We start from the raw sequence: 25,448 nt of genomic DNA, 5'->3' as shown, positions 1-25,448 counted from the left end.
GCGCGGCGAAAACGTCACAAAACTCGCGATGGACAAATCCGTCCCATGGTGCTTCATCGCGGCGCCATGCTGAAACGTATCTACGACTGGTGCATCGACGCCGCCCACAAGCCCTACGCGCTCTGGATCATGGGAGCCGTGTCCTTCGCCGAAAGCTCGTTTTTTCCGGTCCCGCCCGATGTGATGCTGATCCCGATGTCGCTGGCGCGCCCGCAGCGCGCCTGGGTCTATGCGGCGATCTGCACCGCGACCTCGGTGCTCGGCGGCATCGTCGGCTACGCCATCGGCGCGCTGCTGTTCGACTCGGTCGGCCAATGGCTGATCCAGGTCTATGGCCTCGGCGGCAAGGTCGATGCCTTCCGCGCCTCCTATGCGGAATGGGGTGCGATCATCATCCTGCTCAAGGGGCTGACGCCGATCCCCTACAAGCTCGTCACCATCACCTCGGGCTTTGCCGGCTACAACATCGTCCTGTTCATCTTGTGCTCGATCGTCGCGCGGGGCGGGCGCTTCTTCGTCGTCGCGATCCTGCTCAACCGCTACGGCGATTGGATCCGGATCAGGATCGAGAAGCATCTCGGATTGTGGGTCGCGATCGGCGCGATCGTGCTGGTGCTCGGCTTCGTCGTCGCTATCAAGTTGATCTAAGGGTGCGGCGGCTTTGCCACCGGGCCGGCTTCGGCTACGGTTGCCGTCATGATGGGTCGATCCGGCAATCCGGTCCTGCGGCTGGGGACGCTGATATTCGTCGTGCCTTGGCTCCTGCTTGGTGCCGCCACGCCGGCGTGGACGCAAGCTGCGCCCGCGCTCGGCCTCCAGGAGCAGGGGACGCAGGCCGCGCCGCCGCCGTCGACGCCCGCTCCTTCGGCGCCGCCGGCGCGCGAGGAAAATCCCGGGCTGATCAACGAAATGGGCAAGCTGTTCGACAAGCTGCCCTCGATCCTGCCGCCGATCAAAAGCCCGGGCGAGACCATGAACGATTTGTCGCGACTGACGAAACCGTCCACCATGGTCTCGGGGCGCGTGGCCTGTCCGGCCTCCGCGAACGGCGCGCCCGACTGCAAGCAGGCTGCCGACCAGCTCTGCCAGAGCAAGGGCTATAAGAAAGGCAAGAGCCTGAACGCCGATTCCGCCGAGAAATGCTCGGCCAAGGTCCTGATTCCGGGCCGGCAACGCAAGCCGGACGATTGCCGCACCGATACTTTCGTGACCAGCGCGCTATGCCAGAACTGACGTGATCGACGTTGCGCGCATGCAACAAGGAGCGCCTATGAGCCGCACGGAGCAGGACTTCCTCGGGCAGCGTGACATCGCCGACGACATTTATTACGGCGTCCAGACCATCCGCGGGAAGGAGAACTTCCACATCACCGGCATTCCGATGAACCAGGAGCCTTACTTCGTGAAGGCGCTTGGTTACGTGAAGAAGGCGGCCGCCATGGCCAATCGCGATCTCGGCGCGATCGACGCCAAGGTTGCGGACGCGATCATCCTGGGCTGCGACCGCGTGATTGCCGGCGACATGATGGACCAGTTCGTCACCGACTTCATCCAGGGCGGTGCTGGCACATCGACCAACATGAACGCCAATGAGGTGATCGCCAACCTCGCGCTGGAATCACTTGGCTTTGCGAAGGGCGATTACCAGCACGTCAGCCCCAACGATCACGTCAATTACGGCCAGTCCACCAACGACACCTATCCGACCGCCTTTCGCCTGGCGCTGATCCTGCGGCTCGAGAGCTACATGACGGCGTTGCGCCAGCTCCAGGAAGCTTTCTTCGCCAAGGGCCGCGAATTCGACCGTGTGCTGAAAATGGGCCGCACGCATCTTCAGGACGCGGTGCCGATGTCGCTGGGGGCCGAATTCCGGGGATGGGGCACCACGATCGGCGAGGAGGTCGATCGCATCTCCGAGGCCCGTGCGCTGCTGCGCGAGATCAATCTCGGCGCCACTGCGATCGGCACCTCCGTCACCGCCGCCGTCGGCTATCCCAAGCTCGCGGTCCGGCACCTGAGCGCGCTGACCGGCGTCGAGTTTGTTCTCGCCGGCGATCTCGTCGAGGCGACCTCCGACACCGGCGCCTATGTGCAGCTCTCGGGCGTCCTCAAGCGCACCGCCAGCAAGCTGACGAAGATCTGCAACGACATCCGCCTGCTCGCCTCCGGTCCGCGCGCGGGCTTCAACGAGATCAACCTGCCGCAGCTTCAGCCGGGCTCTTCGATCATGCCTGGCAAGGTCAATCCCGTCATCCCCGAGGTGGTCAACCAGACCAGCTTCCTGGTCATCGGTCTCGACACCACCGTGACGCTGGCCGCAAGCGCCGGCCAGCTCCAGCTCAACGTGATGGAGCCGGTGATCTCGTTTGCGCTGTTCTTCTCGATCCGCACCATGGAGCGCGCGGTCAACAGCCTGCGCGAAAATTGCGTCGTCGGCATCACTGCCAACGAGGAGCACACCCGCAACATGGTGCTGAACTCGCTCGGTATCGTCACGGTGCTGAAGCCCCTGCTCGGCTACAAGCAATGCGCCGAGATCGCACGCGAGGGCTACAAGAGCGGCAAGTCGCTGCACCAGATCGTGGTGATCGAGCGCAGGCTGCTGACGCAGGAGAAATGGGACGAGATGTTCTCGTTCGAGCGGCTGATCAATCCGGATTTGATTTCGTAGCTGTCGGCCATCCGCAGCTCTCGCCTGCATTTTGAGGAGCCTTTGCGACGAAGCTCCGCGGCGCTCGCACTGACTTAGGCGCGAATTCCGCGCCTTGGAATTGCGGTAATGGCATTCGCCACGGCGCCAAAACGCAATACTTGACAGTGGAAAGATTGCCTTGTTGGTATAATCCCAACCGTGTGACCGCCAAGAGAGGACCGTTCCGCAATGTCCATGCCTGCCTTGTTCAAGGGGCGCCTGTCGATCCCGGTGATCGGTTCGCCGCTGTTCATCATCTCGGTGCCCGATCTCGTGATCGCGCAGTGCAAGGCGGGTGTGGTCGGCTCGTTTCCGGCGCTGAACGCGCGGCCGCCGGAATTGCTCGATGAATGGCTGGCGCGGATCACCGAGGAACTCGCGGCCTATGACCGCGCGCATCCCGACAAGCCGTCGGCGCCGTTCGCAGTTAACCAGATCGTGCACAAGTCGAACAACCGGCTCGATCACGACATGCAGCTCTGCGCCAAGTACAAGGTGCCGATGATTATCTCCTCGCTCGGCGCGCGCGAGGAGCTGAACCAGGCCGTGCACGGCTGGGGCGGCATCGTCTTCCACGACGTGATCAACCAGAAATTCGCGCACAAGGCGATCGAGAAGGGCGCCGACGGCCTCATCCTGGTCGCGGCCGGCGCCGGCGGCCATGCCGGCACCATCTCGCCGCTGGCTTTCGTCGCCGAGACGCGAAAGTGGTTCGACGGGCCGATCGCGCTGTCGGGCGCGATCGGCAACGGCAAGGCGATCCGCGCCGCGCGCATCCTCGGTGCAGATTTCGCCTATATCGGCTCGGCCTTTATTGCGACCAAGGAAGCCAACGCCGTCGACAAGTACAAGGAGATGATCGCCGGCTCGAGCGCCGACGACATCGTCTATTCCAACCTGTTCACCGGGGTGCACGGCAATTATCTGAAACCCTCGATCCTCGCCGCCGGAATGGATCCGGACAGCCTGCCGACCTCCGATCCCTCCAAGATGAACTTCGGCACCGACGCCTCCGGCGAACGCGCCAAGCCGAAGGCCTGGAAGGAGATCTGGGGCTCGGGCCAGGGCATCGGCAGCGTCGAGGGCATCGTGCCCGCCGCCGAAATGATCGCGCGCTTCAAGAAGGAATACGACGAAGCGATCGATCCGCCGTTGTAATCGCGCCGAGCTCGAGTGCAGCATGCCTCCCATCTACCGCGTCGACGGCAACAGCGTCGTCACCAGCCCGGACGCCGCCGGACCCTGGGACCGTCGCATGCAGCACGGCTCGGCGCCGGCATCGCTGGTGACGTGGGCGGCCGAGCGCATTCCGACGCCTGTTCCGATGGACATCGCGCGCGTCACGATCGATCTGATGCGTCCGGTGCCGGTCGCGCCGCTCACGATTGCGACCGAAGTTTTGCGCGAGGGCCGCAAGATCCAGCTCTGCGGGATCAAGCTGCTCGCCGACGGCGTGCAGGTTGTCGGCGCCACCGTGCTCAAGATCAGGCGACAGACCCTGAGCCTGCCCGATGACGTCAAGGAGCTGCCGGTCACGTTGCCATCGCCGGAGGACTCCCTAGTCGAGGACGGTCATGCCGCCACCAGCCCGTTCGTGCGAGCGGTCTCCATGCGTGCGGCACGCGGCCGGTTCGGCCAGGCCGGCGCCGGCGCGATCTGGTTTCGTGTCGATCATCCCCTGATCGCGGGCGAGGAAGTCTCACAGGCGATGCGAGCCGTGGTCGCCGCCGACTTCTCCAACGGCACCGCCTCGACGCTCGACTTCCGCGCCTGGACCTACATCAACGCCGATCTCACCGTGAGCTTGTCGCGGCAGCCGGTGGGCGAGTGGATCCTGCTCGATGGCGAGTCCTGGATCGGCCCAGGAGGCGCGGGGTTGGCAATGTCGCGGCTGGCGGACCGGCAAGGCTATTTCGGCCGGGCGGTGCAGAGCCTGGTGATCGACAAGCGGTGAGGGGGCAAGCCCGCGCCTCAGCTCCGCTGTCATGCTCCGCGAAGGCGGGGCCGGTGCGTCGCATCTCACCCCACCAACCGGTCGCGCCCGCTCCAGAAGCCGGCGCGCAGCACCTTCTTGTCGACCTTGCCGACGCCGGTCATCGGCAGCTGCTTGACGAACTGGATCTGCTTGGGCGCGTGCGCCGAGCCCTTGCGCGTCTTCACCAGGTTGATCAGCTCGTCCGGATCGGGCCTTGCACCCTCGCGCGGCACGACGATGGCGGTGACGGCCTCGCCCCATTTCTCGTCGGGAATGCCGACGACCGCAACCATGGCGACGTCGGCATGCTGCGACAGCACGTCTTCGACCTCGCGCGGGAAGATGTTGAAGCCGCCGGAGACGATCATGTCCTTCTTGCGGTCGAGGATGAACATGTAGCCGCGCTCGTCCATGCGCGCGATGTCGCCGGTGTGGACCCAGCCGTTCTTCAGCGTCTCGGCGGTGATGTCCGGCCGCTTCCAGTACTCCGCCATCACGTGCGGCGCGCGCACGCAGATCTCGCCCGGCTCGCCCGTCTTCACCTCCTGGTCGTTGTCGTCGAGGATCTTGACCTCGCAGGCCGCGATCGGGAAGCCACAGGACAGGAACAGCTCCGGTGTCTTGGGATCGTGATCCGCCTTGCGCAGCACCGAGACGGGATAGCATTCGGTCTGCCCGTAAAGCTGCGAGAACACCGGCCCGATGCGCTCGATGCCCTCGACCAGCCGGCTCGGCGACATCGCGGAGGCGCCATAAAGCACCAGCTCGAGCGAAGACAGATCGGTCCTGCCGAGCGCGGGATGATCGAGCAGCACATAGATCATGGTCGGCACGAGCAGCGTGAAGTTGATGCGCTCGCGCGCAATCGTCGCCAGCACGGCCTCGGGATCGAAACTCTTGAGCATGTGCACGGTGCCACCGCGCATCAAGGTCGGCAGCACCTTCGTGCCCGCGACATGGCTGATCGGCGCGACCGTGAGATAGCGCGCGGCGTCGGGGATCTCGAAGTCGGCGAGGATCGCGCCGGCAGCTCCGGCGTTCTCGCGGTGATAGCGCAGCGCACCCTTGGATTTACCGGTCGTGCCGCCGGTGTAGTTCAGCGTGGCGAGATCGTCGGGCCGGGCGAGGCACAGCGCGCTGGCGTGGCCCTCGATCTCGATCGCCTGCAAGAGGTCGACGCCGTAGTCCGCGGGTCCCATGGTGAAGACCGCTTTGAGCCGGCCGGCCTTCGCGGCGAGTTCGCCGCCGCGATTGCGGAAGGCGGCCGCATCGACCACCAGCATCTCGGCCTCGGAATCCTCGAGCTGAAACAGCTGGTCGTCCAGCGATCCCAGAGGATGCAGCCAGGTGATGCAGAGCTGCGCCAATTGCGCAGCAACGCCCGCGCACCAGCTGTCGGCGCGGTTGGCGGTGAGGAAGGCGACGCGCGCGCCGGGCTGCAATCCAAGCCGCATGAACACGGCCTGCATGCGTCCGATCAGGTCGATGGTGCCCTGATAGCTCAGCGATCCCTCAGGCCAGGCGAAGGCGGTGCGGTCGGGATAGCGCGACAGTGCCCGTAGGGTCTGCGCACAAGCCGGGGACGATGCGTGGAGCGGATCGGACATATGTTTCCTGTTTCCTCGTTGCTTTGTGACGTGCCAATGTTGCTGATGACGCTAGCACAGCGAATGCGGGATGGAACGACAAAGCCCGCGCAGGGAGGCATGCATGCCGTCGGATCGACTGCAACGTTTCCGCGATCGTCTCGCTCTGCCGCTGATCGCGGCGCCGATGTTCCTGGTGTCGGGGGTCGAGCTGATGGTCGCGGCCTGCCGCAACGGCGTGATCGGCAGCTTTCCCAGCGCGAATTGCCGTAGCCCGGAACAGCTCGACGAATGGCTCACCGCGATCGAAACCAGGTTACGGCAGCACGAAGAGCAAACCGGGCGCAAGGCGGCGCCGCTTTGCCCGAATCTGATCGTGCACCGTTCCAACGCGCGGCTGGAGCAGGATATCGCCGTACTGCTGCGGCACAGGCCGGAGATCGTGATCACCTCGGTCGGCTCGCCCGCACAGGTCGCAAAGCCGCTGCATGACGCCGGCGCATTGGTGTTGGCGGATGTCGCCGCGATCCGCCACGCCGAGCGTGCAGCGGAAGCCGGTGTGGACGGGCTGGTGCTGCTCACGGCAGGCGCCGGCGGGCAGACCGGCTGGCTCAACCCGTTCGCCTTTGTCCGCGCGGTGCGCGCATTCTACGACGGCATCATCGTGCTTGCGGGCGGCGTCAGCGACGGCCGCGCGCTGCATGCCGCCGAAGTGCTCGGCTGCGATCTCGCCTACATGGGCACGAAGTTCATCGCGACGCGCGAGAGCATGGCGGATGACCGCCACAAGCGGATGCTGGTCGAGAGCAGCGCCGACGACGTCCTGCTCACCACCGCATTCACGGGACTGCAGACCAGCATGCTGAGGCCGTCGATCGTGGCCGCAGGTCTCGATCCCGACGACCTGCCGGCGCACGGCGCGATCGACATCGCCAAGGACATCGACGTCGCCGCGCGCGAGAACCGGCCAAAACGCTGGCGCGACATCTGGAGTGGTGGGCACTCGACGTCGGGCGTGACCGACGTGGTGGCGGTGGGCGATCTCGTTGCGCAGACGCGCGCGGAATATCGGGAGGCCGGCGGGCGGTAGTCCCCGTACAAATCCGGAGAAATAGAGAGGCGCCGGCTCCCGATCACGGTTAATCCCGCGCTCTTCCGTCCCGCTCACTTAACGGCAGATTAACCATCGCCCGCCAAGAATCCGCTCACGGCCGCCAATCAGGACCGAAAGGGACAGGCGATGGACTTCAACTATCTCAACGGCAAGACAGCCGCGACGCTGGACGAAATCCGCGTTCGCGTGGCCCACGCGCTGGCTCGCCACCCGTTGTGCCGCAACGTCCGCTTCGACATCGTCAGCGTCCCCCGCACCCGCCGGGGCGGCAACTGGACCGTGACGCTGCAATCGGTTGAGCCGCGCGCGGTCTGGGAGGCCTCCGAGATCGTGGCCGACATCCAGGACGCCTACGATCTGGCGCGAGCTGCCTGATTCTCTTGAGCTTCCCTGGCGATGTCGCCGTAGTCCGCGCGATTGCCGCCGCAATGGCACGGTTGAGCCTTAATTATCGCCCAGTTTCCGGGCACTGATCACGTGGACTTGAAGCCGGGCGCGGAGGGACGTTTGTCCAAAGCCATCACCATCGTCGTCCTGACCTGTTTCCTGGTCCTCGGGGCTGCCACCACCGCCATTCTCGGGCGCGACAGCGTGCCTAGCGTCAGCGCCGAGATGATCTCGCAGACGCCTCCGGCCAAGCCGCTCGCGGCCAACCGCGCCGCCAAGGCCGACCGTCTGGTTCCAACGCTGGCGCTGGCCTCGGCCGCGATCGAGCCGGTGCAGGTCGCCGCCGATAAGCTCGCCCAGGCTCCGGTGCTGACCGAGCCGCTGCGCCAGGCCTTTGCCGCCGCTACGCCTTCCGATTTTCCGATGCCGAAGGCAAGTGCGCGCCAGGCGCCCGCCGCAGCGGAGATTCCCGCCGTCGAAGTCCCCGCCAAGCCGAAAGTCGTGGCCAAGCCGCAGCCGCAGAAATCCTATTCGCTGCTGTCCGACGCACAGATCGCGGGCATCAGGGATCGCCTGAAATTGTCCTCGTCGCAGGAATATTATTGGCCCTCGGTCGAGACGGCGCTCCGCAATGTCGTCCGCAAGATCTCGGCGAACAAGCTCTCCAATCCGAATGCGCCGGGCGTGCCGATCGATCCGAATTGCGACGAGGTCCAGCAGTTGAAGTCGGCCGCGATGCCGCTGCTGTTCCAGCTGCGTGACGATCAGAAAGAGGAAGTGCGCAAGCTCGCCCGCATCATCGGGCTGGAGAAGGTCGCGCAGCAGATCTGACGTCAGTTCCTTTGGGAACTGCTTCCGGATCAGGAACATCTGGCAATCAACGTGCGTTGCTCGCCCCAAAGAGGGAGTGGATCAATGCGCGCCTCGACAGCCTATTTCGTCGGTGCCGGAACCATAGTCGCGGCCATCGCCATAGGCCTTGGCGGCGGCATCGTCGCCGGCAACATCATGAATCCGGTCGCGCCCAAGCAGGGGCCGGATACCAGCAAGATGGCGCAGCGCGCCGAAGCTGGCAGCGCGCCGGCAGCAACCAACGCACCGTCCGAGCGCGTGAATTATCTCACCGGTTCGCAAGCTTTTGGCGCGATCATTGCCGCGCCGGCCGAAGCAAAGCCCGAACCCGCCAAGCCCGACACGCAAACCACTCAAGCGAACGCTGCACCGCCGGCACCGCGACCTTCGCAAGCGGCCGCGGTCGAGCCGCCCAAGGAACAGTCCAAGCCGGCACCAGCCGCGCCCAAGCCTGCGGAGCAGCAGGCGTCGACAGAGCCGGCCGCCTCGCCGGACAATGCCTATGCCAAGGCCCGGGATTCCGACGTGAAGCGCGCCGCCTCCGAACGGCGCCGAATGGAGCGGCGTGAACGCTGGGCCGAGCGCCGCCACTATTACGAGTCCCGCGAGCCGCGCGGCCTGCGCGACCGCACCGATTGGGACGACGTCGCGCGCAATATCCGCGAAGATTCCGATGCGCGCGACTATGCCGGCCGTTCGCGCAGCGGCTTCCCGCAGATCAGGCTGTTCGGGCCTGATGACGACTAAAACATGATCCGCGAAACCGGGTCCGGGTTCGCTCTGCTGGAGCGCTCCCGGACTTGAGGGCCGGCTCAGCCGCCGTGAGATTCCACGACCTTGCGGCAGGAGTCGGAGAGCTTGGTCTTGTTCTGGCGCAGGCAGGCATTCATCTGCGGCGGCTTGCCGATATGTTCGGCGCAGAATTTGCTGGCATCGCCGCGGCAGGCCATTTGCTCCTGCGGCGTCGGACCGGATTGCGCAGCGGCGGACACGGCGGTGGCGGCGAGCAGCAGCGCGGCAAGAACCGAAATCTTCATAAAGCACCTCTTTGGGATTGTCGTTGGTCCCGCCTGGGATCAAGCGGGCCGGACGATCTCGCGACAGCCGGGCGCAGGTCCATGCCATGTTCATGGCACCGGGTACGCCCTTCCGGCCGCCGCACCCCCATCTTCATGGCATGTATCCACGCGCGCTCTTTTGCCATTGAGCTGCACGTCGGTTGCGAAACCCGGTGATTGCGCCGGGACGCCGAACGGGAGCGGGAGAGCAAGATGTCGAAAAGAGCGGGAGCGCTGAGCGCCGGGCTGACGATCATGGCGCTGGCGGGTGCGGCGATGGTGTCGCTGGGCACGAGCCCGGCACAGGCCGTGGTCTATTGCAAGACGGTCGGCGTGCCCAAGGGCTGCGTGGTGCGGCCGACTGCGGCAGTGGTGGTTGCGCCGGGAGCTCCGGTTGCGCGGGCCGCGGCCGCGACACCCGGCGTCGGCGCGCCCGGTGTCGGCGTGCGCGCAGGAACGCCGATGAACCGCGGCGGCCCGGTCAATCGCGTTGGGGTGCGCTGATCGTCAATTCGGTTGATTTGATTGCATTGCTTCGGGCCGACAGCCCTGCGGACGAACACCCCCGTCCTCTGCAGAGCCAATCACCCGGCCCGTCCCCTCTCTCCGTGCGCCCCACACGTTCGGTGAGGGGGCCTTTCAGCCCGCAGCCGCGTCGCTGTCCGGAAAGCGCTGCGGCAATTGCAGCCGCACGCATGTGCCTGAGGCGTCCGAGCTCAGATCGAGCACCGCGCCGCAGCGTGCGGCGCGGCTCCGCATGTTGCGCAAGCCCCGCGCGGTCTGGCCGCCGCTCGCACAATTGTCGGCCCGCGCAAAACCCTTGCCGTCGTCCGTCACGCTGATCACGCCATACGGCCCGTGACCGTCGTCGAGCGTCTCGATGCTGACCGCGATGTGGCGCGCCTCTGCGTGCTTGACGGCGTTGGTCACGGCCTCGTCGAGGATGCGCACGATCTGGATGACGTGCCATGGCCGCAGTTCGGGATGCAGCGGCAGCCCCTGCGGCGTTGCCACGCGCCAGTCGAGCGCGATGTCGTGCGGGCGCAATTGCGCCGTCGCGCGCTCGCGCCAGGAGCCGAGCGCGAGCATCAGGTCGCCGCCGATGTCGTCCATGGAATCGATGACGAGACGCAGATCTTTCAGTGCTGCGCGAGCGGCCTCCGTGATGGTCGCGCCCTCGTGGCCGCGCTCGGAGAGCGCGACGATGCTGACGAGCTGGCCGCCGAGGCCATCATGCAGGTCCCGCATCAGCCGCGTGCGCTCGTTGGCGAGCGCGGCGGCGCGGGCGCGCGCCTCCTCGCGGGCAAAGCTCGCCTTCAGCCGCTCCTCGGCCTCGCCCACCCGTGCGACGAGCTGGCCGGCAAAGCTGTCGACCTGGTTCAGCGCGCGGGCAAAGCGCCAGGTCAGCCCGGCGCCGATCGCAACCAGCATCGCCGAGTAGGACAGGCGCGAGACGAAGATGCGATCGTTGCTCACGATCTCGAGCACCGTGAGCATGTCCTGGACCCAGCAGACCAGCACGATGGTCACGGCGCAGCCAATCGTGAAGCTTGCCGCGTCCTGGCGCCGGACCACTGCGGCTGCGGTCACGCACGCCATCAGGAACAGGCAAAGCCCGACCGTGGGAATGCCGAGCACCAGAAAGAGTATGCGCGGCAGCGGCGGGCCCCCGATCAGCCCGACCACGAACACGATGAGGCCCGGCACGAACAGCAGCGTGCCGTAGCGCGGCCAGCGCCAGCCGAAGAACAGCATGCCGAACACGACGATCAGCGCGCTCTCCATCGGTGCGGATGCCAATAGCACGGCGGCGAGCCGCGACGTGGTGGCCGGCGGCACCGGTGGGGGCACGAATGCCTGCACCACGCCGAGCACCATCGCCACCGCCAGCACGCCGTAAACCGGCTCGTGGCGCCGCATCAACCACATGATCGCAAGGATGACCGCGAGAATCGATTGCCAGGCGGAGAACACGACCGGCAGCGTGACGAACAGCAACGCGCGCGTCTCGTAGGCTGGACGCAAGGCGGCGTCCGGTCCGACATAGACGGTGTCGAGAAAGCCCTTCAGCGGCCCCCATACGAACAGCCGCACCGTGATGTCGTTGGCGCCCTCGCGCAGCAGCGCGGACGGAATCGCCGCGATCTGCGGCGTGTTGCGGTCCGGCCGGTTGGCATTGGCGTCACGCCGGGAATCCAGCACCACGACGCCGTTGACGGCGACCTCCACCGCGTTGCTGAACCGCGGCAGATACACCGACCATCCTGATCCCACATCGCTCCGCCGGAATGTGAAGGTGGCGGTGTAGAGCGGTGGGTCGGCCAGCGAATAGCGCGATGCGGTGAAATGCGGCAGCGTCACCGCCCGCATCGTGCCATCCTCGCGCGCCGAGAAATCGTTCACGGCGAAGTCTTCGGGATCGCTGGGTTGCAGCAGCCGGAGCCCAAGGATGGTGACGATGACGATCAGGGCCTGGAGCAGCAGATAGGGCACGAGGCGCGACGCAATCAGCCGGCGCCGCGGCCGCGTGAGCGTCTTCGCCGCGATCTCGCTCACAGCTTAATCAAGCCCTGCTGCACGGCTTCGAACACCGCCTCGCTGCGGGTGTGCACCTCGAGCTTGCGATAGATGTTCTTGATGTGGCCCGGCACGGTCTGCCTGGACAGGCCGAGATGGCTCGCGATCTCGGCGTAGCTGAAGCCTTTGGCAATGCCCCAGAGGATGTCGATCTCCCGCGGGGTCAGCTTAGCCGTGTTGAGCAGGGGGCCGGGCGAGGGCTCCGCCGAACTCTGCGTACGCCGGACGATGAAACGGGCGATCGAGGCCGAGATCGGCGAATGGCCGGCGACCAGATCGCGCACGGTGGTGGCGATGTCGGTCGGAAAGGCATCCTTAAGCAGATAGCCGGTGGCACCGACGGTGATCGCCGAGATCACGCTTTCCTCGTCGCCGAGCGCGGAGATCACCATGATCTCGCTGTCGGGAAAGCGCTGCCGGGTTTCGCGAATCAGCTCGATGCCGTGGCCGTCGGGAAGCCTGAGGTCGGTCAGCAGCACCCGAGGCGCCGCCATCCCGAACGCGGAGCGAGCTTCTCCGAGCGTGCCGGCACTGCGCACCTCGTAGCCGGCCTTGACCAGCGCGTCGTGGAGCCGCCAGCAGGTCGGCGCGTCGTCCTCGACGAGGAGGATGGTGATGGCCTCACCCGTCTCGCCCTGTTCGCTCATGTTTATCGTCCCGCGACCCGCGTGTCCCCCGCGGCGCGAGGCAAGTCTAACCGCAGCACGGACGGCGTGACACCCATAATCATGGGGGCGGCAATAACTCGGTCGCGCGTCAGGCGCAGATAGGCGGTTTTGGGATTGCGTCTAAGCCAGAGCGCGTGCTCATCATCCGCGCTGCGCTCAGGCCGCGGATGCGGTCCGCTCTGCCTCTGGCACCGGCCCATTCCGGCAGCTCACCAGACGTCCGAGTTGGGCCACAACCGGACATCCGAATGAAGGTCGGTTGTGCAAATATAATGCTTCAGCTTCAATGCGAAGATGGTATCGTCACGCGGGGACGGAATTGACCGTCCCGCTTCGAGGAGGACGTAGTGATGAGGTTGTCGCTGCACAGGGTTGCGCGGCCCGCTTTCGCCGTCTCGTCAATCACGCTGATGCTGTGCGCCTTTGGCGGCACGGCCATGTCGCAACCGACGCCGCCCGGAGCCGACATTCATCTTCCAATCGTCACCGTCGAAGCGCCCAAGCAGATAATGCGGTCTAAGCCTGCGCATCGTGTGGTCGCCCGCAGCAGCAGGTCCGCCTCCATCTCTCCTGCCTCGGCAACAGCCGCGCCGAATTCGGATGCCGCCAAGCTTGCTAAGCTCGCCGCTACCACCAACAACTGCGTCGGCGGCTGCCAATCGAGCTTCAAATCGGGCGACAAGCCCTGGGTTGGCTGCAACGTTTCGGGCGGCGTGTACTCGGCAACGTGCCGCAACATCGGCAACTACAGGAGCTACGAGGAATGCAAGGAAGCCGGACGCCTTGTTGGCTGGCGGTCGGGTGAGACCTCGGCATATTGCAGCAGCGTGGCGATAGCAGCGGGTTGGCGCTGAAGCAAAAGTCGGCTCCGGGTTGGGGCGAACGTTTCAGTTCAGATGGCTCCACGGAAAGCAGAAACATCCTGCACTGCCGTCAGGGCCATCCCTGGCTCCTAGCCTTGCGCAGCGTGAGTCAGCTTAGGGTCATTCGCGTCGGTTTGGCTGGGCGCCGCCAATTTCCGCACTACCCCTAAAAACAGAGATCGTTACCATGCGTGGGCATGTTTCAGGTGGGCCAGTCAGATGATTGCAGCGGCGGTCCCAGCACCGGTAAGTGCTTCGTTCACTACTTCTGGGTGGGTTCGACCCGACAACGAGGATCAGCGTTTTACACGGCGACTCCTCCGCCGCCTTAGCGCAGCATGAGGGATTACCAAACCGCACACAACAGCTAAACTCGCCGCTGCAAGATCGTTTAGGCTGCGGAGGTCCGGAATTCAGGAGTGCCCTCGGAAAAGCACAGCGAGAAGCCCGGCAGCAACGATCGCAAGCCAGATTAGCGAAACGATGAAAGAGGCGAAGTGCCAATCAACGTCGCGGCGCCTGGACTGCATTGTGTCTCCTTCCGGCGAGTGTGCGCCGGCTCAAAAATTGCTATCGTCCTTGCCGTTGGGGCTGCCGTCGGGCGCCGTTGCCATAGCCATTGTTGCCACGAGGGCCGGCCGGTCCGGCGCCAGACCTTGCAATGGCATCCGACGTGAGGGACGTCGACAGCAGGAGCGTCATGGCCGGAGGCGTCACGGCGGCGAACTTTCCGCAGGTCTTTAGGAAGTCGCGTCGGTCATCGTCCTGGTCTGGCATGGCGTTGTCTCCCAATGGCGGAATTAAATCACATTAACCCAATTAAATCAATTAAATTTCGTTCCAAGATAAAGCGCACCCGTCATCCGGTCTCAATGGCGAAGGGCTGCCTTTCACGGGCGCAGGGAACTCAGGGTGAGCAATCTAGCCCGCTATGTCCAACGAGCGGGCCTTCACCAGATGGCGCGTCACATCTTTGATTGGCCAGAAGCGGGTAACGCCCCAGTCGCTCTGGCAGCCTCTCAGCGGCGCGCGTTCCGCGAGACAGATATGAGCCATTCAACTGCAGGCCGGACCCGCTGCCATCCTCGCAACCCGAGAACCCGCTTGCAGGCGAGCCACCACCAACGACGGGTTCGTTGAACATTCGGATCAAAACTCACCACAAGTCTTGAAAGGTCTGCCGAGCTTTCCATCGCTCTTTCGCTGAAGGCAGCGCTGGCGCGGCCGACCGCCTCAAGTGCCAATACGTGGTGCAACCGGGCGCGAAGATGATCAGCGTTTGTGAGCCTCGCCGCGCTATTATTCAGGAAATGTTCAATCGCGGGCTTGCGTTGCAGCAGATCTTGCTCCCGCGAAGGCTCACTTGACATATTGCCCGCGTGCGCACGATAGACGGCTTGGTCAGCGGCGATGACCCCGACGTCGCCGTGTGCGGCGGGCCGTAACCACATTTCCATACCAGAGGCGTAGGGTAAGTCGGCCAAATAGCCGCCCAATCTGTTCTGTAGGCTGGTGCGAACCACCACAGTTGATGACAGCACAATGTTTCTTGCGCCGCTAAGTGCAATGAAATCAAGTCCGGACAGAACGCGGGTTGTGGTCAAAAACAATCGCGCCTCCGAAGATGAACGCGACAGAAGGATGATCGTCCATTAGATCGACCGATCTCGAAAGGGCGCCGGGCAACAAGTAATTATCCGCAGAGCGCAGAAGCATGTAGTCGGCTCTCGCCCAGGCGATGCCTTCTACGATCCTCGCCGACGACGCGAGCGGTGGTCTGGTGAACGTCATTGACCGCAATCCGCGCTGTCGACGGAGAGTTCTGCATCGCGACGGCAAAGATATACGTATCGCCTTTGTACACCTTCACCATGGTTGCAATCGGGACCTGCGAGCTTACGGATACAGCCCCGAATACGCTGGGCTCTTCAACACTGGCGAGAGAGAGAGGATCAATTGGTTCGTTCTCGTGACCTCCTCCACGATATCGGGGGAAGCTGCCCACTTCATCGCGTCGACTCCTGGAGTCGTCCAATGAAGGCTAGCATATTTGAGGCAACGGGCCCGTTGCGCCGGCACTCTCGGTATTTCGATCATGGCACCCGAAAAGAGGGGACCGACCGCGGTCACCCTCTCGTAACGTCATCGGAAGGGACCTTCTGAGCAAGCTTGTGCAAGATGTCGAGGAATGCGGGCGACGTCATTGGCCGGTACGGCACCAACGCCGGGTTCGAGGGCGGCATCGTCAGCAGTAGGTCCGCATCGCCATCGCGATCTTGCAGCCAGAGCGCTACTACGTAAACCGCCGGCACGATGAGCAATAGAGCCTCGAAGCGTCCCTTCTGAACCTCGGGGAGTTTCTCGGCACGGCGAATCCCTTCCTCCGTCGCTGCCACGAACGACCCTTCGTTCAGCTCACCCAGTTCGTACGTCCCCGCTGCCGACGTGACCATTGTGGCAGCGGCAATTGGCACGGGCTCCTCTCGTCCATCATTGTCGGCGACGATGCGCCGCTTCGTCTCATGAACAAGAAATCTCCAGTTACCTAGTACCGCGGCCGTTCTGAGGTTGGCTGCGCGATGGATATTGCCAAGCGGCAGATGGGCGATCCGATGCGGCATGGAAATGGAGACCGCGTTGGGGTTTGCAACGGAAAGGTTGGACCGCGGAAATTTCGATTTGCCGGCGCGGTTGGCCACTGCTCGCCTTACGGCTTCGACGGCAGCCGCCGGAGGATCGCTGGGATGAATTGGCATCTCGTTCTCTCCTTCCGTAGAGGCGATTTGCTAATCGGGAGCCTTCGTGAAGTAGGAATCCGTCCAAACACCGCGCGCGTCCTGATACAGTGTGCAAAATCGGTCATAATTGATCTCGGGTGTCGGGCCGTAAAAGGGATCCTCAAGGATCAAACTGTCAGTGTCCGGCAGATATCCAACTATCGCGAGGAAATGCGCTCCTCCTCCTCCTCCTCCCGCTCCACGAGACCAGACAGTACGAACACAAAGTGGCCGGCCTGCGTTGATCTCCTGCAGCACCTCCATTCGTGTAGCGCGGTGGTCGAGGGCCAATTTACCGAGGCAACAGACTTGGTTGAGTGGTGACCCAAGCGTGTGCGGCACATCGAATTGCAAGTTCGGAACGCCGCAAGCGAAATCGCAGCAATCTTGCCGGTCAAGCACGAGATTGGCGATGAGGCACTGCGTGAAAGGACTCGCCTCGTCGTAAAAACCCGAGACGCTGGAAGCGACGGCTGCCCAGCACCAGTAGTTGTGACACTGTTGCTGCATCGTAAAATTGGGATGCAGCGCCTCGGTTGTCGTCTCCAGCTCCGGCTCCTCAAAGCCCAGGTCCAGCGGAATCCGCGTCCTATCAATTACGGAAACTTCCTCCAACTCGCCCATGGCAATCCCCTCGAGGCTGAAATCGATAAGTCAAATTTCAAATTCTGTTCGTCGCGTGGTGCTTCGTCGCACAGTCAACGATGCAAATTCGGCTGCGCGACCTTGTACTACGCTCAGTGCTCTCTTTTTGCCGCATCGAGGACCGCGCTAAAAGTGGTGCATTCCTTGAGGTACGGAAACACGGATTCAGCAATTTCCTTCCCGGCTGCGGTGTCGCTTGGATAGTGGACGCCGGCGACCTCGCGATTCCTTCCGATGCGCGCGGCCAGTGCCATCAGTGCGCTCTTAGCGCCGGGCATAATCTCTCCCAGCGACAACGCCATCAGGTGGCCCTCAAGCGAATGTCCGCTTGGATAGGAGGCGTGCCAGGGAGAGGCAATCATTGGAAAAAGCGCTGGACACACCTGTTGCGGCCGCCCACGATTGAACTTGAGCTTATAGTAGACGGCGACCATCAGCCCGACATGGTCAGCCATCTCAATGATCTTGATCGTATTTGGATGCGCGGACGGCGAGAGCATGAGGACCTGCGCAAAATAGCCGACAAGTCTGACATCCTGGTCAATGATTTCATTTGCCAAATCGTCGCGATCATCCATCGCCGGCCCAAGAAGCTCCTCGATCTCCGCAAAAATGACTGCGTGATTGGTCGGCGGACCCCTGACATCTATGCTTTGCCAATTAGTTTTGCCGAACTCGGCCAATGCTATCTGAGCAAAAAAGTCAGGCCGCCAAGCGGATTCGGGGAATGTCGCTTCGTAATTCAAGCGGTCAGGCTGGATGGGACATAGGCCCTCGAAGATCGGGAAGGGACGTGGAGGGACCCCGCCGCCAACGTAGCCGCCGCTCACTGAACCGTTGCCGCCTCCGCCGCCTCCACCTCCGCCGCCTTCGACATCAGTCATGGTGCTCTCCATCGAGGGGCTAACAACCTGAGCTGGGCTCCTGCCCCTTCAATCCGGCAACCCAGCTGCTCTTAAACGCTCTACATACAAAGACGCCTGAGGCTCCTTGAACGGACAACGGCGTGCGTAGTCCGATACTCTAAAGGCGGGCAGGATCCGCTTGTGGTGCAGCGACACTTGCCGCGCCTCATCCGCGCGACCAACAGCGACCAGGCTGGCGGCCAAGACTCGTGCGGCGTTTCCAAAACGTGGACTGAGATTCAAAGACTTTTTCGACCAGCGAATGGCATCATCAAAAGCTGCGTTCAGATAATGATTTTGGCCGAGCAGGCAGAAATTGAAAAAGGCCTGTTGGCCAAGCGGCGATAGCCGGATAGCGCGTTCCGCCCGGGCAATTCCGGTTGGAGCATCGCCGATGAAGCCGGGTGTCCCACTACTGAACACCCATGCCCACGAGTTGCTGGGCGATATAGCGAGAGCACGCTCACACAGATCCAATCCGCTGTCGTAGTCGCGAAAGAACATACTCTTCCCGTGCCCCTGGATCGAGAGCGCGAGAGCGTTGTGCGGGTCTCTTTCGATGGCGCAATTGGACAGCCGGATCACCGCAGCCGAATCCGCATCAAAATCTGACGACCAGCCTTCTGCGATGTTGAAATTGTGCCATTTCGCAGAGAACGCGTATGGCGCCGCGTACTCAGGGTCTTCCTCTATGGCCTTCTCGAGTAGTTCCCTGGCTCGCGAAAAGCTTGCGAAATCAAATTTGTAGAGCAGGTCAAGCGCGCGGAGGAGATAGTCATATGCGTTCAGGCTCTTGGGGGGCTTTCGCAGAGCACGTTTGACTTCTGCCCGGCGGACGTAAGCGGCGATTCTCTCGACGACGCTCGTGGCGATTTCGTCCTGTATACCGAAGACCTCAGCAAGATCCGTGTCATAATTTTCCGCCCACACTACGGATCCGGAGGTGACATCGACCAATTCGACCGAGAACCGGATCCGCTTCCCCGAGCGGCGAACGCGACCGCTGACGAAATAGCGAACGCCAAGCTTTTCACTCACCTCAATGGGATCGATTGCTCGCCGACGGAACGGCATTGTCGACCCACGTGATACGACCAGGAGCTCCTGAATATTACTCAGGCTAACAATAATATCTTCGACGAAGCCTTCGGCAAAATAGCTGTCGTCGACCTCCGAGGAGATATTCGTGAACGGAAGAACGGCTATGGAAGGTAATTTGGCGCGCCCCGAGGGCTTGCTAGAAGCGCCAAGCACTGTGCTGCGCTCTACTCCCGGCATGAGGAGGAGAAAGGCATGAACAGGCCGCGACAGGTTCTTGAGATGGAGTTCACCCAAATCGTCGAACTTGAACTCGCTCAGGTCGGGGGCCATCCGTAGGAGGACCGAGGAGACCACAACGCCGCCAGCGGGAGCGACGGATTGCAGGCGTGCTGCGATATTGACGCCATGTCCATAAACATCGTTCAGATCAAAGATAACCGGCTCCCAATGGACACCGATGCGAAAAGCGATGCGGCGCTCGGGAGGTTGTTGAGCCTCAAACCCAGTGACTTCCCGCTGCAGCTCAGAGGCGCAGCGGAGGGCATCTAGCGGGCTTTCGAACACCGCGACGAAGCCGTCACCAGTGTTCTTGACAATCTCGCCTCTGCGACCAACCAAGGCAGGGTCTATTACGCCCACACGAAGAGCCCGATAACGACTATGCGTCTCGACCTCTGCAGCTTCCATAAGCCGAGTGTAGCTGACCACGTCAGCCACAAGAACGGCTCGGAAAGGTCTTTCGAACTCGGGGACAGCGCTTATTGAGGGATCAGAGTCCTGCTGTGCGCAACTGCTCAACGTCGTCGTACCGCCGTCATTGGCAGTGTTCGGCGAACATGGAGCAACGCACGAAGGCACTGATTTCATTGATCCTCGCGAGGAATGTCGCGCTCGTCCGCGGATTCAACAATTTCGCCGAACAGAGCCTCGTCGTTTGGAACCAATCGACAAATAGCCTAGACGCAATTTCGTCGGGACGCTACCGAAATCAAACGCGATGGCTGAAGCGTAAAGTGGCACCGTTACAACCGTTTGCGGTTGAAAATGGACGGCTTGCCTTCTGGAGTGTGATGCCACGGAAAGGAAGTGGCGGCGCAGCGCGAGCCAGGCGAAGCTGGTGGGGTCCAATTCAGCGCTCAGGATAAACGTCGGCTCCATGCCGGCCAGATCGGCAGGTCGAGCGGGGGCTTCGCCTCGGCGGCTGTCTGCCGCACGCAAGCACGCGCCGGTGCGCCGCCTAACAAGCTCCGAACTATCAAAACGACAATCGCCCGAGACGAGCCGCAAGTGACCATCACGATATAACATTCGGGCGTGTTCATGATCACAGGCCGCCGATCACGCTCAAGCGGAGTGACTTCCGCTCTGGTTTGCGGAGCCGACGCTTATGAGGACACACCGTAGCCCGGCTCACGAAGGATCAACCCGCGGCGGCGGATAGCGCCGGGCCAGCACCGACAAGGATAGGGGCCGCTCGTCTTCCGGCAGTTCCAGATAAGCCAGAACGAGCGTCCGCTTCCATTCGCCGACGCCGAACTCCATCGTCATCCATTTCTGCGGCTCGGGGCCTTCCAGGCCTCGCACCCAGACGAAGTAGCGGGGAAGGTCGTCGGTGTCCGCTTCCGTCATGCGTCTCTTTGCCATCGAAGCTGCTCATTGCTTCAGCAATCGTTGCCGCACGATATAGGTAATGGCGAAGCGAAGTCGAACGCCATGCAGGGCGGATTGAGGAGTGGCTTCCCAGCCGCGCATGCTTCGACCCGCCCTGGGCTGGCGCTCAGGACCCGGACGGAGAGCGCGGCAGCGACTTCAAAGCGCAGGTGCCGTTTAGCTGCATCCCGAGGACACCATTAGAAGCGTCGTCTGGAAGACAAGGCGCGCGTTGCGGCCGCCGCGAAGGACATGCGATCGCCGCCGCGCCCGGGTGCAGCGAAATCGGGAGCTCGGTCGCTTAAATTCTGATTGACAGAAATTCGGAAATGCCGTATGTGATCTGCCATCCCGGTCCATGGATAAGGGGCGTTTCGCGATCGTCACGATACGCGGGCGGGGTGGCGGTGGGCGTGGAGCGCATCGGCGCGCAGGCAATCGCAGGGCGGGCTTGGCCCGTGAGCGGTTGAGCAGCGCGCGCACGACAGGTGCGGTTCGCGTACGGCAAAAGCGTGTGGTCCTGGCGCCCGGGGTCTGTGCGTCAAGGCTTGCGGTGATGTTGCGGCCCGACCGGGCGAGCGCATCAGCTATCTCGCAAGGCGACGGGGGCAAGAGTGCATCGCTCCCCGGGGAGAGCGCGCCATAAGCCGTCAAACCACTGCGCAGGGAAGGCCGGGATGTCCAGGCTGCCCTGTATGCCGCTGTGCATTTGTCTTCGCGCAATTTGCGCACAGCGGACCGCGGGTGCCAGCCGGCACTCGGTCTTCCCTGCGCCCTTTCCAAGGACGGGGCGTCAAGAGAAGCTCAAGACTCGGGCGTCATGCGTCGCGAGGCTGTACAGGCGCGCCTCGCCCTGTTTGACAATGGAAGCGTGCACGCTCGTCCTGCCGATCACCGCCACAATTCGCAGGCCGCGACGCGGTTGATGTCGGCGAGCCGCCTTGCGCCATCTCCGTGGAGATCGAGGCTGTCGACCAGCGTCAGCAGGCGACGATAAGCGGTGTCGGCAATTTCGACCGGCAGCGGGGCCTCGTCAAAGGCCTCGACATAGCTGCCGACGACACCGCTGAGCAGGCTGCACAGGCCGCGCTGGGCGGGATCGTCCCGGCCGAGCGTCTCGAGCTTCTGCTGGAAGATTTGGAAGGTCCGCAAACCGTGGTGCTGCTGGGAAAGCCACGCGTGCAGATCGTTCATGTGAGCTCCTTCGAGTTACAGAAGAAGCTACCGGCTTATACAGTGGGGATGGGAGAAGGGCTAGATCGCGCTACGTTGAGCCAGTCCGCCTTCGCCAAGGCTTCGGCGGGACAGCCTTCGCTGCTTCGCATGGATAGACCGGTGCCAGGCTCGCCTAGCCGTAGCTGCGAAGCAGCGAAGGCTGGTGCCCCTGGCCGACAACAGCATAGTCAAACAACTATATGATTTTACGTAGTTATTTTTCTTTGACCGTGGTCGATACCGCCAGAAATACCGACAAACTCTAGCCGCCAAAAATATTTCACCAGGGGCCCTGCCAGGCCATGCCTTTCCTTTCTCCACGATGTCCCGATCGGAATCGAACCCGGCTCCGACTTCGAAACCCGAGGGCTGGGACAATTTCGGGGGGGGGGGGAGCTATGTTGCGCTGCGGTCAGACCGACGCCGAAAGTGCTGATCCGCGATCCCCTGAACGTCCAATATGCGATCGCGCGCGCCAATATCCGACAACACAATTAAAGAGGACGTTGCGGATCGTGGGCTACGATATTGACACCGGCGGCGGCAACAGCGCGCCGCTTCCGCTCGATCGCGTTCGACCCTGCGCGTTCGACGGCGATGTAGTGGAATCCGACTCGTCCACGAGACCGAGGAAAAGCCGGCTGGCGATGACGTGGTACGGCGCCAACCTGGCAAGGGCGACAAGAGCAAGATACCGGCTTCTGGATGGGCGCGGGCTATTGGCCCGAACAACCGTGCTCAATCCAGCATTGATCTGATCACCTCTATCGCCTGCGCGACCGTGCGCCCGGCGTGTCCCTACGCAGATCGGCGACTTAATTTGCTCTCGTTTCGACCCTCGGCAACGAAGCGTGATATTCGTCCACGCTGTCGAGGTCGATCATGGTCTTGCCTCCCATCTTGTAGGCCCTGATCATCTCGAGGGCGATCAGTTCATAAGCCTTGGTTTTTCCGAATTTGCCGTAGCGGCAACCGTCCTTGAACTCTACAAGCCGGCGCCGCTTGTTGTGATCATTGTCAATCATGGTCCCTGCATATGCTTCGAATGATCTCAGCGACAATCGGAGAAAACCCGACGAGATGGGCATTTCCACACCTGCGACCTTGGTCTCGACGCGGGCTTACCAGGAAGGCGCTGCTTTCGTGGTAGCCGGCGGGATGCTGCTGACTGGTTTCCACGCCATCTGCGTTTAGCCCAGTTGCCCGGATGCTTTGGTTTTATATCTCTACGGTGCTAAACAAAAGGCTCTCTGATGCCGCCGCCAATTCCTGCGCACTGGAGCGCAAAAATAGGACAGGCGCGGAAGCGCTACTTGCAAACTGCCCGCTGATTTGGAGCCAGTATGGCGACCAGCATCTCGATGTCTGCATCGGTTACTCGGTGCCATCCGACGTGCACAACGATCTCCATAGAGTGAAATACGGCGGTAAGCAGCTGGTCGACCCCAGCAAGGTTCTGGCGATGCTCGATGGCGACAAGGACGCCCCTCGTCAGGTGGACGAGGCGGCAAGTTGACGTTGCGGCCAGGAATGGCGTTTGATCGGGCAGCGCGGGGCTACGCGTCTCTCCTCTGGAACTCGAAGAGGCAATCTTCGGAATGCGCTGCAAGGACGCCGTGAAATACGCCGTGATCACATCCCTGGATGACAGGAGACGACCTGTCCGTTTCTTTGAAATGCACGAAATACATGGCACCTCAATTTGAAAAAATTCCCGCTGGACGACGGAGAAATGAGGGCTTTCTTTCCGAGACGGTCTCGCGACATCCACGAAGCGTTCCAATCTGTTGCTGCTGCCCATGGGGACGGACAATCGCTCTGATGATTTGTCGTTGAGGTTTGCATGTCGAAGTGCGTCAGCACACAGGATCAGGCGGCTTCACAAGCGCGATTGATCGACAGATCTTGCTAATCGACCACTCAGTGGTTTGCCGCCTCCCTGCGGGATCGGGCTGTCGGCTGGCGCTGAAACCCCGGCTCAAGCCGGGTTTTCACCCTCCGGGCTTTCATCCCTGACGGAAGGGGCGACGCGGGCAGAGCCTTCCCCGATGCGGTGGCTTCGGGGTGCAGGAGAGGCAGAGTAGGGCGGAGTTGGCCATGACGGGTTGAGGACCAGAGGAGAGTCTTCCGGCGCCCGTCATGGAGGTTGCTCCCATGAACATGCAGATTTTTGATGCCACCCGCCATACAAGTGGTGGCTACAAGGTGGACGTAACCCGCGGCGAGCGCGTCGGTCGGGTTTCCTCGGAGTGGTTTTCCCGGCCGGCAGATGAGCATTATCTGTCGCTCGACGAACTTGCCCGCACCGTGCGCGATCGCACGGACCGCAGCAGGACGCGCGTGGTCGACAGCGCGCTCATCCATGTGGAAGCAAGCCGCGCCGCCGCCGAACGTTTGGCCCTGATGCTGCCCGGTTCGGACAAGCCGGTCGCGCCGACTCACTGGAGCTTTGGTCAGCTTGCAAGCCAGGTTGGCGCTCCGGCCGCTTACCTGCGGCAACTCCCTGCAGCCCTCGCAGGCATCAACCTGCAATATGGCTTGACCGCTAATCGCGCCGAACAGATCAAGACGCTCGAAACGGACGATGACCGCGTTGAACTCCGGGCCGTCACCAGCCCAGAATACGGCCGCATATTCGATCACGAACTCGTGGCGGCCGTTCAGCGCATCGCCGGCAATGGCACGGGCGACACGCGCTGGAAGGTGCCGGGCGTGCTCGACTGGTCGACCGGCGTCTATAACCCGCATGTCGACATCAACCAGGATACGACGACACTCTATGCGTCCGACCGCGACGTCTTCCTGTTCCTGGTGGACGATCTTAACCCGATCGAGGCCGGCCGGCTGCGTGATGGCTCGCCGGACCTCTACTTCCGCGGCTTCTATTGCTGGAATTCCGAGGTCGGCGCCAAGACGCTCGGCATGGCGAGCTTTTATCTCCGCGCCGTCTGCCAGAACCGGAATCTTTGGGGCGTCGAGGATTTCGAGGAGATCACCATCCGCCACTCCAAGTACGCAGCCTCACGCTTCGCGCACGAGGCGGTGCCGGCGCTGACCAGATTTGCCAATTCCTCAGCGATGCCCTTCATCAATGGTATCAGGGCGGCGCGAGAAATGATCGTCGCCCGAACCGACGAGGACCGTAGCCAGTTCCTGCGCAAGCGCGGTTTCTCGAAGGCCGAGACAGCGAAGATCGTCGAGACGGTGCTGACCGAGGAAGGGCGCAAGCCCGAGAGTGTCTTCGATTTCGTGCAAGGCATCACGGCGGTTGCGCGGGGCAAGACCCATCAGGACGCACGTCTCGATCTGGAAACGCGCGCAAAGAAGCTGCTCGACCGCGTAGCGTGACAACTGGAAAGCCGGATGTACGGAACGGCGTGGCTCCGTTTCCGTGGCTTTCCTTCATTTCCGATCGCCAGTTTGCGGCGCTGCCCTCAGAGGAA

At 62.8% G+C, this 25,448-nt stretch carries 25 protein-coding genes; 13 read left to right on the top strand and 12 right to left on the bottom strand.

Going from position 1 to position 25,448, the window contains the following annotated elements; genetic code table 11:
• Positions 1–45: 45 nt before the first annotated feature.
• The 5 genes from IVA98_RS30985 (at position 46) to IVA98_RS30965 (ending at position 4,646) form a co-directional block, all read left to right on the top strand.
• Positions 46–648 (top strand): YqaA family protein, encoded by a 603-nt coding sequence (locus tag IVA98_RS30985; RefSeq protein ID WP_247298972.1) that lies wholly within the window; start codon positions 46–48, stop codon positions 646–648.
• Positions 649–696: 48 nt separating this feature from the next.
• Positions 697–1,233, top strand: coding sequence for a hypothetical protein (locus IVA98_RS30980; RefSeq protein ID WP_247298974.1), 537 nt, complete (start codon positions 697–699; stop codon positions 1,231–1,233).
• Positions 1,234–1,270: 37 nt separating this feature from the next.
• Positions 1,271–2,671 (top strand): aspartate ammonia-lyase, encoded by a 1,401-nt coding sequence (locus IVA98_RS30975; protein WP_247278944.1) that lies wholly within the window; start codon positions 1,271–1,273, stop codon positions 2,669–2,671.
• 210 nt (positions 2,672–2,881) lie between these two features.
• Entirely contained in the window at positions 2,882–3,850 is a 969-nt protein-coding gene (locus IVA98_RS30970; RefSeq protein WP_247298976.1) for an NAD(P)H-dependent flavin oxidoreductase, read from the top strand.
• A 22-nt stretch (positions 3,851–3,872) separates the two neighbouring features.
• Positions 3,873–4,646, top strand: a complete 774-nt coding sequence (locus IVA98_RS30965; RefSeq protein WP_247298978.1) for a thioesterase family protein — start codon at positions 3,873–3,875, stop codon at positions 4,644–4,646.
• Positions 4,647–4,711: 65 nt separating this feature from the next.
• Here IVA98_RS30965 and IVA98_RS30960 read toward each other — a convergent pair whose 3' ends face one another.
• Positions 4,712–6,274 (bottom strand): AMP-binding protein, encoded by a 1,563-nt coding sequence (locus IVA98_RS30960; protein ID WP_247332628.1) that lies wholly within the window; start codon positions 6,272–6,274, stop codon positions 4,712–4,714.
• A gap of 103 nt (positions 6,275–6,377) precedes the next feature.
• Here IVA98_RS30960 and IVA98_RS30955 point away from each other — a divergent pair, with 103 nt between their 5' ends.
• The 4 genes from IVA98_RS30955 to IVA98_RS30940 all read left to right on the top strand — a co-directional run bounded on the left by IVA98_RS30955 (position 6,378) and on the right by IVA98_RS30940 (position 9,353).
• Positions 6,378–7,343, top strand: coding sequence for an NAD(P)H-dependent flavin oxidoreductase (locus IVA98_RS30955; RefSeq protein ID WP_247356165.1), 966 nt, complete (start codon positions 6,378–6,380; stop codon positions 7,341–7,343).
• A gap of 150 nt (positions 7,344–7,493) precedes the next feature.
• Positions 7,494–7,742: a hypothetical protein gene (locus IVA98_RS30950; RefSeq protein ID WP_247298982.1), complete on the top strand. Its 249-nt coding sequence runs from the start codon at positions 7,494–7,496 to the stop codon at positions 7,740–7,742.
• Between the two features lie 132 nt (positions 7,743–7,874).
• Positions 7,875–8,585, top strand: a complete 711-nt coding sequence (locus tag IVA98_RS30945) for a hypothetical protein (protein ID WP_247298983.1) — start codon at positions 7,875–7,877, stop codon at positions 8,583–8,585.
• 84 nt (positions 8,586–8,669) lie between these two features.
• Positions 8,670–9,353: a hypothetical protein gene (locus IVA98_RS30940; protein WP_247298985.1), complete on the top strand. Its 684-nt coding sequence runs from the start codon at positions 8,670–8,672 to the stop codon at positions 9,351–9,353.
• A 65-nt stretch (positions 9,354–9,418) separates the two neighbouring features.
• Here the strand turns inward: IVA98_RS30940 and IVA98_RS30935 are convergent, their stop codons facing one another.
• Positions 9,419–9,643, bottom strand: a complete 225-nt coding sequence (locus tag IVA98_RS30935) for a hypothetical protein (RefSeq protein WP_247298986.1) — start codon at positions 9,641–9,643, stop codon at positions 9,419–9,421.
• A 234-nt stretch (positions 9,644–9,877) separates the two neighbouring features.
• On the opposite strand from IVA98_RS30935, the gene IVA98_RS30930 reads away from it, so the two are divergent.
• Positions 9,878–10,168 carry a hypothetical protein gene (locus IVA98_RS30930; RefSeq protein ID WP_247298988.1) on the top strand — a complete coding sequence of 97 codons (291 nt, stop codon included), beginning with the start codon at positions 9,878–9,880 and terminating at the stop codon, positions 10,166–10,168.
• Between the two features lie 135 nt (positions 10,169–10,303).
• On the opposite strand, the gene IVA98_RS30925 is transcribed toward IVA98_RS30930, so the two are convergent.
• Together IVA98_RS30925 and IVA98_RS30920 are read right to left on the bottom strand one after the other, a co-directional pair.
• Positions 10,304–12,220: a sensor histidine kinase gene (locus IVA98_RS30925; protein ID WP_247298990.1), complete on the bottom strand. Its 1,917-nt coding sequence runs from the start codon at positions 12,218–12,220 to the stop codon at positions 10,304–10,306.
• Positions 12,217–12,888 (bottom strand): response regulator, encoded by a 672-nt coding sequence (locus tag IVA98_RS30920; RefSeq protein ID WP_247298992.1) that lies wholly within the window; start codon positions 12,886–12,888, stop codon positions 12,217–12,219. Before IVA98_RS30920 ends, IVA98_RS30925 begins: the two co-directional genes overlap by 4 nt.
• 431 nt (positions 12,889–13,319) lie before the next feature.
• On the opposite strand from IVA98_RS30920, the gene IVA98_RS30915 reads away from it, so the two are divergent.
• Positions 13,320–13,763 (top strand): hypothetical protein, encoded by a 444-nt coding sequence (locus IVA98_RS30915; RefSeq protein WP_247356164.1) that lies wholly within the window; start codon positions 13,320–13,322, stop codon positions 13,761–13,763.
• Between the two features lie 1,028 nt (positions 13,764–14,791).
• Here IVA98_RS30915 and IVA98_RS30905 read toward each other — a convergent pair.
• From IVA98_RS30905 to IVA98_RS30870, 8 genes are all read right to left on the bottom strand, one after another.
• The gene (locus IVA98_RS30905) at positions 14,792–15,382 is read right to left on the bottom strand and encodes a hypothetical protein (protein WP_247356163.1); all 591 of its coding nucleotides are present in this window, start codon (positions 15,380–15,382) and stop codon (positions 14,792–14,794) included.
• Positions 15,383–15,898: 516 nt separating this feature from the next.
• Positions 15,899–16,528, bottom strand: a complete 630-nt coding sequence (locus tag IVA98_RS30900) for a hypothetical protein (RefSeq protein ID WP_247298996.1) — start codon at positions 16,526–16,528, stop codon at positions 15,899–15,901.
• Positions 16,529–16,558: 30 nt separating this feature from the next.
• Positions 16,559–17,173, bottom strand: a complete 615-nt coding sequence (locus tag IVA98_RS30895; RefSeq protein ID WP_247332623.1) for a papain-like cysteine protease family protein — start codon at positions 17,171–17,173, stop codon at positions 16,559–16,561.
• A 113-nt stretch (positions 17,174–17,286) separates the two neighbouring features.
• Entirely contained in the window at positions 17,287–18,078 is a 792-nt protein-coding gene (locus IVA98_RS37105) for a phosphatase PAP2 family protein (protein WP_276577995.1), read from the bottom strand.
• 48 nt (positions 18,079–18,126) lie between these two features.
• Positions 18,127–19,857 (bottom strand): adenylate/guanylate cyclase domain-containing protein, encoded by a 1,731-nt coding sequence (locus IVA98_RS30885; RefSeq protein WP_247299000.1) that lies wholly within the window; start codon positions 19,855–19,857, stop codon positions 18,127–18,129.
• 693 nt (positions 19,858–20,550) lie between these two features.
• The gene (locus IVA98_RS30880) at positions 20,551–20,784 is read right to left on the bottom strand and encodes a hypothetical protein (RefSeq protein WP_247299001.1); all 234 of its coding nucleotides are present in this window, start codon (positions 20,782–20,784) and stop codon (positions 20,551–20,553) included.
• A gap of 897 nt (positions 20,785–21,681) precedes the next feature.
• A complete protein-coding gene (locus tag IVA98_RS30875) occupies positions 21,682–21,984 on the bottom strand; it encodes a hypothetical protein (RefSeq protein ID WP_247356162.1) in 303 nt (100 codons plus the stop codon).
• Positions 21,985–22,820: 836 nt separating this feature from the next.
• The gene (locus IVA98_RS30870; protein ID WP_247356161.1) at positions 22,821–23,030 is read right to left on the bottom strand and encodes a hypothetical protein; all 210 of its coding nucleotides are present in this window, start codon (positions 23,028–23,030) and stop codon (positions 22,821–22,823) included.
• A gap of 182 nt (positions 23,031–23,212) precedes the next feature.
• Between IVA98_RS30870 and IVA98_RS30865 the strand changes: the two genes are divergently transcribed.
• Both IVA98_RS30865 and IVA98_RS30860 read left to right on the top strand, forming a co-directional pair.
• Positions 23,213–23,521 (top strand): hypothetical protein, encoded by a 309-nt coding sequence (locus tag IVA98_RS30865; protein ID WP_247356160.1) that lies wholly within the window; start codon positions 23,213–23,215, stop codon positions 23,519–23,521.
• Between the two features lie 638 nt (positions 23,522–24,159).
• Positions 24,160–25,353: a DUF932 domain-containing protein gene (locus tag IVA98_RS30860; RefSeq protein WP_247356159.1), complete on the top strand. Its 1,194-nt coding sequence runs from the start codon at positions 24,160–24,162 to the stop codon at positions 25,351–25,353.
• The last annotated feature ends 95 nt before the right edge of the window (positions 25,354–25,448 follow it).

This window comes from Bradyrhizobium sp. 160, from assembly GCF_023073735.1.
GTDB lineage: Bacteria > Pseudomonadota > Alphaproteobacteria > Rhizobiales > Xanthobacteraceae > Bradyrhizobium.
The sequence above is the reverse complement of the archived record's forward strand: the minus strand, read 5'-3'. Positions and strand labels throughout refer to the sequence as shown.

Bases quoted from the DNA above. Each gene is read 5' to 3' on its own strand.
- IVA98_RS30985 (WP_247298972.1), top strand. From the start codon at position 46: ATGGTGCTTCATCGCGGCGCCATGCTGAAACGTATCTACGACTGGTGC.
- IVA98_RS30980 (WP_247298974.1), top strand. From the start codon at position 697: ATGATGGGTCGATCCGGCAATCCGGTCCTGCGGCTGGGGACGCTGATA.
- IVA98_RS30975 (WP_247278944.1), top strand. From the start codon at position 1,271: ATGAGCCGCACGGAGCAGGACTTCCTCGGGCAGCGTGACATCGCCGAC.
- IVA98_RS30970 (WP_247298976.1), top strand. From the start codon at position 2,882: ATGTCCATGCCTGCCTTGTTCAAGGGGCGCCTGTCGATCCCGGTGATC.
- IVA98_RS30965 (WP_247298978.1), top strand. From the start codon at position 3,873: ATGCCTCCCATCTACCGCGTCGACGGCAACAGCGTCGTCACCAGCCCG.
- IVA98_RS30960 (WP_247332628.1), bottom strand. From the start codon at position 6,274: ATGTCCGATCCGCTCCACGCATCGTCCCCGGCTTGTGCGCAGACCCTA.
- IVA98_RS30955 (WP_247356165.1), top strand. From the start codon at position 6,378: ATGCCGTCGGATCGACTGCAACGTTTCCGCGATCGTCTCGCTCTGCCG.
- IVA98_RS30950 (WP_247298982.1), top strand. From the start codon at position 7,494: ATGGACTTCAACTATCTCAACGGCAAGACAGCCGCGACGCTGGACGAA.
- IVA98_RS30940 (WP_247298985.1), top strand. From the start codon at position 8,670: ATGCGCGCCTCGACAGCCTATTTCGTCGGTGCCGGAACCATAGTCGCG.
- IVA98_RS30935 (WP_247298986.1), bottom strand. From the start codon at position 9,643: ATGAAGATTTCGGTTCTTGCCGCGCTGCTGCTCGCCGCCACCGCCGTG.
- IVA98_RS30930 (WP_247298988.1), top strand. From the start codon at position 9,878: ATGTCGAAAAGAGCGGGAGCGCTGAGCGCCGGGCTGACGATCATGGCG.
- IVA98_RS30920 (WP_247298992.1), bottom strand. From the start codon at position 12,888: ATGAGCGAACAGGGCGAGACGGGTGAGGCCATCACCATCCTCCTCGTC.
- IVA98_RS30915 (WP_247356164.1), top strand. From the start codon at position 13,320: ATGCTGTGCGCCTTTGGCGGCACGGCCATGTCGCAACCGACGCCGCCC.
- IVA98_RS30900 (WP_247298996.1), bottom strand. From the start codon at position 16,528: ATGCCAATTCATCCCAGCGATCCTCCGGCGGCTGCCGTCGAAGCCGTA.
- IVA98_RS30895 (WP_247332623.1), bottom strand. From the start codon at position 17,173: ATGGGCGAGTTGGAGGAAGTTTCCGTAATTGATAGGACGCGGATTCCG.
- IVA98_RS37105 (WP_276577995.1), bottom strand. From the start codon at position 18,078: ATGACTGATGTCGAAGGCGGCGGAGGTGGAGGCGGCGGAGGCGGCAAC.
- IVA98_RS30880 (WP_247299001.1), bottom strand. From the start codon at position 20,784: ATGGCAAAGAGACGCATGACGGAAGCGGACACCGACGACCTTCCCCGC.
- IVA98_RS30875 (WP_247356162.1), bottom strand. From the start codon at position 21,984: ATGAACGATCTGCACGCGTGGCTTTCCCAGCAGCACCACGGTTTGCGG.
- IVA98_RS30870 (WP_247356161.1), bottom strand. From the start codon at position 23,030: ATGATTGACAATGATCACAACAAGCGGCGCCGGCTTGTAGAGTTCAAG.
- IVA98_RS30865 (WP_247356160.1), top strand. From the start codon at position 23,213: ATGCTTTGGTTTTATATCTCTACGGTGCTAAACAAAAGGCTCTCTGAT.
- IVA98_RS30860 (WP_247356159.1), top strand. From the start codon at position 24,160: ATGAACATGCAGATTTTTGATGCCACCCGCCATACAAGTGGTGGCTAC.